We start from the raw sequence: 4,537 nt of genomic DNA, 5'->3' as shown, positions 1-4,537 counted from the left end.
CCATCGGGGGGGCGTGCTGGAGGCCGCGGCGCACCAGCCCGCCGGACAGGTCGGCCAGTTCGGCCGCCGTCTCGTCACGGTCGCGGCCCAGGCGGGCCAGGGACTTGGCGAGTCCCAGGCGCGACAGGGCCTCCCCGCGCGGCTCGCTCATCTCGCGGAACTCCCCGAGGGCCTGCTCGTACAGCTCCCGTGCCTGGTCGTAACGTCCCGCCCGGTACAGGACGTTGCCACGCATCTTGTGGTTGTAGGCCAGCGCGCTGGACAGCCGCATCGCCCGGCACGCCGTCTCCGCCTCGCTCAGCAGTTCCAGGGCCCGCTCGGTGTCCCCGTCGCGCACCGACACCACATCGGCCAGCCCGCGCAGCGCCCAGGCGTGGCCGCGCCGGTCGTCGGCCCGAGCGGCGATCTCGGCGGCCTCCTCGAACAGCGCGTACGCCGTGTCGTAGCGCCCCGTGTTGCGGTGCATCTGGGCGATGCCCTCCAGCGCCCACACCGTGTGCCGCGCCTCCCCGCGCCGCCGGGCCTCGGCGAGCAACTGCTCGTGCAGCCGGCCGACGGCCTCGTAGTCACCCTGGATGCGGCCGGTCTCGGCCAGGCCGGCCAGCGAGTAGCCGCGGACGACGATGTCCCCGCCGCGTTCGCCGAGGTCGGCAGCGAGCTGGAGCAGCCTGCGGGCCAGCCGGAGCGCGCCGCGCTGCCGGGCCAGTGTGCCGCCGCTCCACAGCGCCCAGGCCATCGCCCCGACGTCCCCGGCCTGTCGGGCCGCGCGGTAGCTCGCCTTCCAGGCCCGGTCCGCGTCCTCGACCCGGCCCAGCCGGCGGTGCGCCTCGGCCACCGCGAGTCCGGAACGCGCCGCCTCCCCGGGCTGTCCGTCGCGCTCGGCCGCTCTCAACTGCTCGGTACCGGCGGCCAGGACGTCGGTCAGGGAGGAGTTGACGGACAGAGTGGTGAGCGCGCCCTGATACTCCGGGGCGAATGCCTTGCCGTACATCGATGCCTTTCGGTCCGTATGCACACCATGTATACATAGTGCGTATACATGGTGTGCATAGAGGGGTGAAAAACTGCCCTGGCCACAAGGGCCAGGGCAGCACCTGTTGCCGATCAAGACGTCGGCGGAACGGACCGGGTTGCCTCTGAGGCGTAGATCACCTGATGGGCGTTCAGTGCCGGCCGGCTTTGTGCGGTGTCGCCTCGCTCGGCCGGACGACGACGTACCCCTCGCCCTGGAGCAGCAGTTGCACGGCCTCGCCGGAGCCGCCGCGCAGCATCGACCCGATGGACTGGGAGCGATGCAGGGAGGTCTGCAGGCCTGCGGTCCAGCCGACGATCGCGTCCGTGTCGACGTACACCGGGTAGTGCGGCGAGACCGGGATGACGAGCGGATTGCCCTCGCACACCAGGCCCAGCTTGCCGTGCCCCGCGAAGACGCTGTTGAACAGACCGCCGCCGGTCATGCCGGCGCCCTTCACGGTCGCGATGCGGTAGGACAACGTGGCGTCGAAACACAGGACGTTGCGGCCGTTGACCGTGAACTCGTCGCCGGGCTCGACGTCGACGACGAAACAGTTCTGTGCCTCGTGCGCGAACCAGGCCTCACCCTGCCCGCGCACCGCCATCAGGGGCAGCCCCTCCCCGGTGACCGCGCGCTTGAGCATGCCGCCCACGCCCTGGCCCTTGCGTTCGAACTGGAGGTTGCCGCGGTGGGAGATCATCGCGCCCTGGCGGGCGAGCATTTCGCCGTTCACCGTGTATCGGATGCACTTGGCGTTCTCGACCGCCATGCCCGGCGCTACGGCCGGCTGCACCATGTGCTCGCTGGAAAAGAGGTCACCCTTCATACCGGCATCCTCGCCCGGAGCGCTTCCCTCCGCCAAGATCGCGCAAGAGGTCGGGTCGTGAAGCGGCCGGGGAGTCAACCGCCGAAGAGCTGGGTCCAGTACATGCCCGCCCGGCCGCCGCCGGCGAAGCCGATGCCGATGTGGGTGAAGCGGGGCTTGAGGATGTTGGCCCGGTGGCCGGGGCTGTTCATCCAGCCTTCCACGACTTCGGCGGGGGAGCGCTGGCCGCACGCGATGTTCTCGCCGATGGAATGCCGGGTGGAACCCGCGGCGGCGGCCCGGTCCCAGGGCTGACTGCCGTCGGGTGCGGTGTGCGCGTAGAAGGCGCGGGCCACCATGTCCGCGGTGTGCGCCTGTGCGGCCGTGGTGAGCAGCGGGTCGGCGGACAGGGGCGGGAGCCCGTGCCGGGTGCGCTCCCGATTGGTGAGGCCGACGACGGCCGCTGCCGTGCCGGCCAGCCCGTCCGGTGTGAAGGGCCTGGCCCACAGCGCCGTCCAGTAGGTGTCACCGGAGGGGCCGTCGTGCACGTGGCCCAGTCCGGCGTGGGTGAACGCCGGGCCGTGCAGGGTGCGCCGGGGCCCGTCCGTGCGCAGGCAGTACGCGACGAACTCGGCGGCCGTGCGCGGTCCGGACACCAGGTGCTCGCCGACGGTGAGATACGCGAACCCGGAGCCGACGACGCGCTGGTAGACGGAGACGCCGTCGTGCGTCTCGACGCCGAGACGTCCGGCCGAGGCCATGGCGGCGGCGTGTTCCCGAGCCGCCGACATCAGGCGGGCGTCCAGGGAGAGCGGTGGCGAACCGGCCGTGCAACGGGCGGAGTTGACCAGGGGAAGGAAGCCGTCCGGATCGGGGGCGGCGGAGGAGTTCACAGGAGCTATGGGGGAGGTGTCGTCCTCGACGTCGACGCCGAAGTCCCGTGCGAGTCCCGCCAGTCCGTCGGCGTACCCCTGGCCCAGGGCGCGCAGCTTCCAGCGGTCGCCGCGTCGGTAGAGCTCCGCGAGCAGCAGCACCGTCTCCTGGGCGGGGCGCGGCGGGGTGAAGCGGGCGAGCGTACGGCCCCCCGTGTCGGTGACGAGCAGCGTGGGAGAGGGCAGGCGGCCGAGCGCGGTTCCGGGGTCGGCGGGGCTGACGACGACGGTGACCCGGGTCGCGCCGGTGCGCAGTCCCGGCGGGTCCACGGTGAGTGCGTCGCCCCGCAGGACGGCCCCCGGCGCCGCCGGCTGGTTGTAGAAGACGAAGTCGCCGTCGTCCCGGACTTTTCCGCCGTCATCGGTCACGAGCGCGGACACGTCGAACGGCCCCGGAACCCGGACCGTCACCGCACCGCCCGGCAGCGCCAGGTTGCCGCCGGGAATCAACTCGCCCATCACGCCCCCCTGTCCCTCCCCGCGAGGGATTCGGTTGCCCGGACAACGGTCGCCGGAGCGCGAGGGTTCCCTCGTCGGAGCCGGCTCCCGGGCACTCGGGGCGCCGGGATGAATCAGGGCAAGACGGCCGGTCTGCAGAGCGATCCCGCTTCTTCTGTTGACAGAGGAAATTGACCCTCCTGCGTTCCGGTCATGCACTCGACACATCGTGCCGAGACGTTCCCGGCCAACACCCCGGCCACCTCACAGGTCTTCACCACCCTCCTCTCCCACGGTCCTCTCACCCGGCTGGAGGCCGCCCGCAGGGCCGGACTCTCCCCGGCCGCCGTCACCGCGACCCCCGAAGCCCGGGCCGACACCGGTACGCCCACCCCCGCCGCCAAGCCCTACATGGGCGCGGTTCGGGCCACGCCCCGGACATCGACCGGATCGACGCTGCGATGGCGCCCTGACCGAGAGGGACGGCCCGCCCGCCGAGGCCCCTTGCGCAGCGCCGCCGGCCGCACCACTACGGTGGCGTACGCCGGGACGCCACCCGCCGCCACCGCCCCACCGCGTGGACCGTGTTCGGCGACGCCGACGCCATCCTCGCCGGGGACACCCTCCAGGCGCTGGCCCTGCGGCTGCTCGCCCAGGACCCGCACCCGGCGTCCCCGGCCGCCGCCGCCCGGCTCGCGGACTGCGTCATCGAACTGTGCGCGGGGCAGCACGCGGACACGGCCCTGGAGCGGTGCGCCCCCGCAGAGGTCACACTCGACGGCGTGCTCGCCATGGCGGAGGCCAAGACGGGCGCCCTGCTCGGGAGCGCCTGCGCGATCGGAGGGCTGTACGCGGGCGCCTCGGACGAGGAAGTGGCGGCGCTGGAGGCGTTCGGCCGGGAAGCCGGGCTCGCCTTCCAGCTCATCGACGACGTCATCGGCATATGGGGTGACCCGAGCCGCACCGGCAAGCCCGTCGGGGCCGACCTGGCCGCCCGGAAGAAGCCCCTGCCGGTGGTGGCGGCCTTCGCCTCCGGCACACCGGCGGCGGCCGAACTCGCCGGACTGTACGCCCGACCCGGCGAGAAGGGGGACCTGGACCACATCGCCCAGACCGTCGAGCGCGCGGGCGGCCGCGACTGGGCGCAGGGCCAGGCGGCCGACCGGATGGCCCGGGCGATGCAGCAGCTGGCCCGAGCGGTGCCGGACCCGGAAGCGGCGGGCGGTCTGCTGGCGCTCGCCGAGTTCGTGACGCGGCGGACCAGTTGACGACCGGTAGGGCCGGCCGGGCCGGCAGCAGTAGACGACCCGCCGTGGCAGACCGCTGATCGGCGGCATGGATGACGAC

Annotated in this window: 3 protein-coding genes and 2 pseudogenes; 2 read left to right on the top strand and 3 right to left on the bottom strand. The window is 73.0% G+C overall.

Features of this window, described 5'->3' with window-relative positions; all coding sequences use genetic code 11:
- From ABZ281_RS39325 to ABZ281_RS39315, 3 genes are all read right to left on the bottom strand, one after another.
- Positions 1–991: tetratricopeptide repeat protein (locus tag ABZ281_RS39325; RefSeq protein ID WP_356662785.1), on the bottom strand; the 991-nt coding region annotated here is incomplete at its 3' end.
- Between the two features lie 172 nt (positions 992–1,163).
- The gene (locus ABZ281_RS39320) at positions 1,164–1,841 is read right to left on the bottom strand and encodes an AIM24 family protein (protein WP_356662784.1); all 678 of its coding nucleotides are present in this window, start codon (positions 1,839–1,841) and stop codon (positions 1,164–1,166) included.
- Positions 1,842–1,915: 74 nt separating this feature from the next.
- The gene (locus ABZ281_RS39315) at positions 1,916–3,211 is read right to left on the bottom strand and encodes a CAP domain-containing protein (RefSeq protein WP_356662783.1); all 1,296 of its coding nucleotides are present in this window, start codon (positions 3,209–3,211) and stop codon (positions 1,916–1,918) included.
- Between the two features lie 192 nt (positions 3,212–3,403).
- On the opposite strand from ABZ281_RS39315, the pseudogene ABZ281_RS39310 reads away from it, so the two are divergent.
- Positions 3,404–3,544: pseudogene (locus ABZ281_RS39310) on the top strand (sugar kinase); the annotation flags it as partial.
- A gap of 191 nt (positions 3,545–3,735) precedes the next feature.
- Positions 3,736–4,458: pseudogene (locus ABZ281_RS39305) on the top strand (polyprenyl synthetase family protein); the annotation flags it as partial.
- Positions 4,459–4,537 lie beyond the last annotated feature (79 nt).

This window comes from Streptomyces sp. NPDC006265, from assembly GCF_040613555.1.
Lineage (GTDB): Bacteria > Actinomycetota > Actinomycetes > Streptomycetales > Streptomycetaceae > Streptomyces.
Note: the sequence above shows the minus strand (reverse complement) of the source record. Positions and strands in the feature narration are given on the sequence as shown.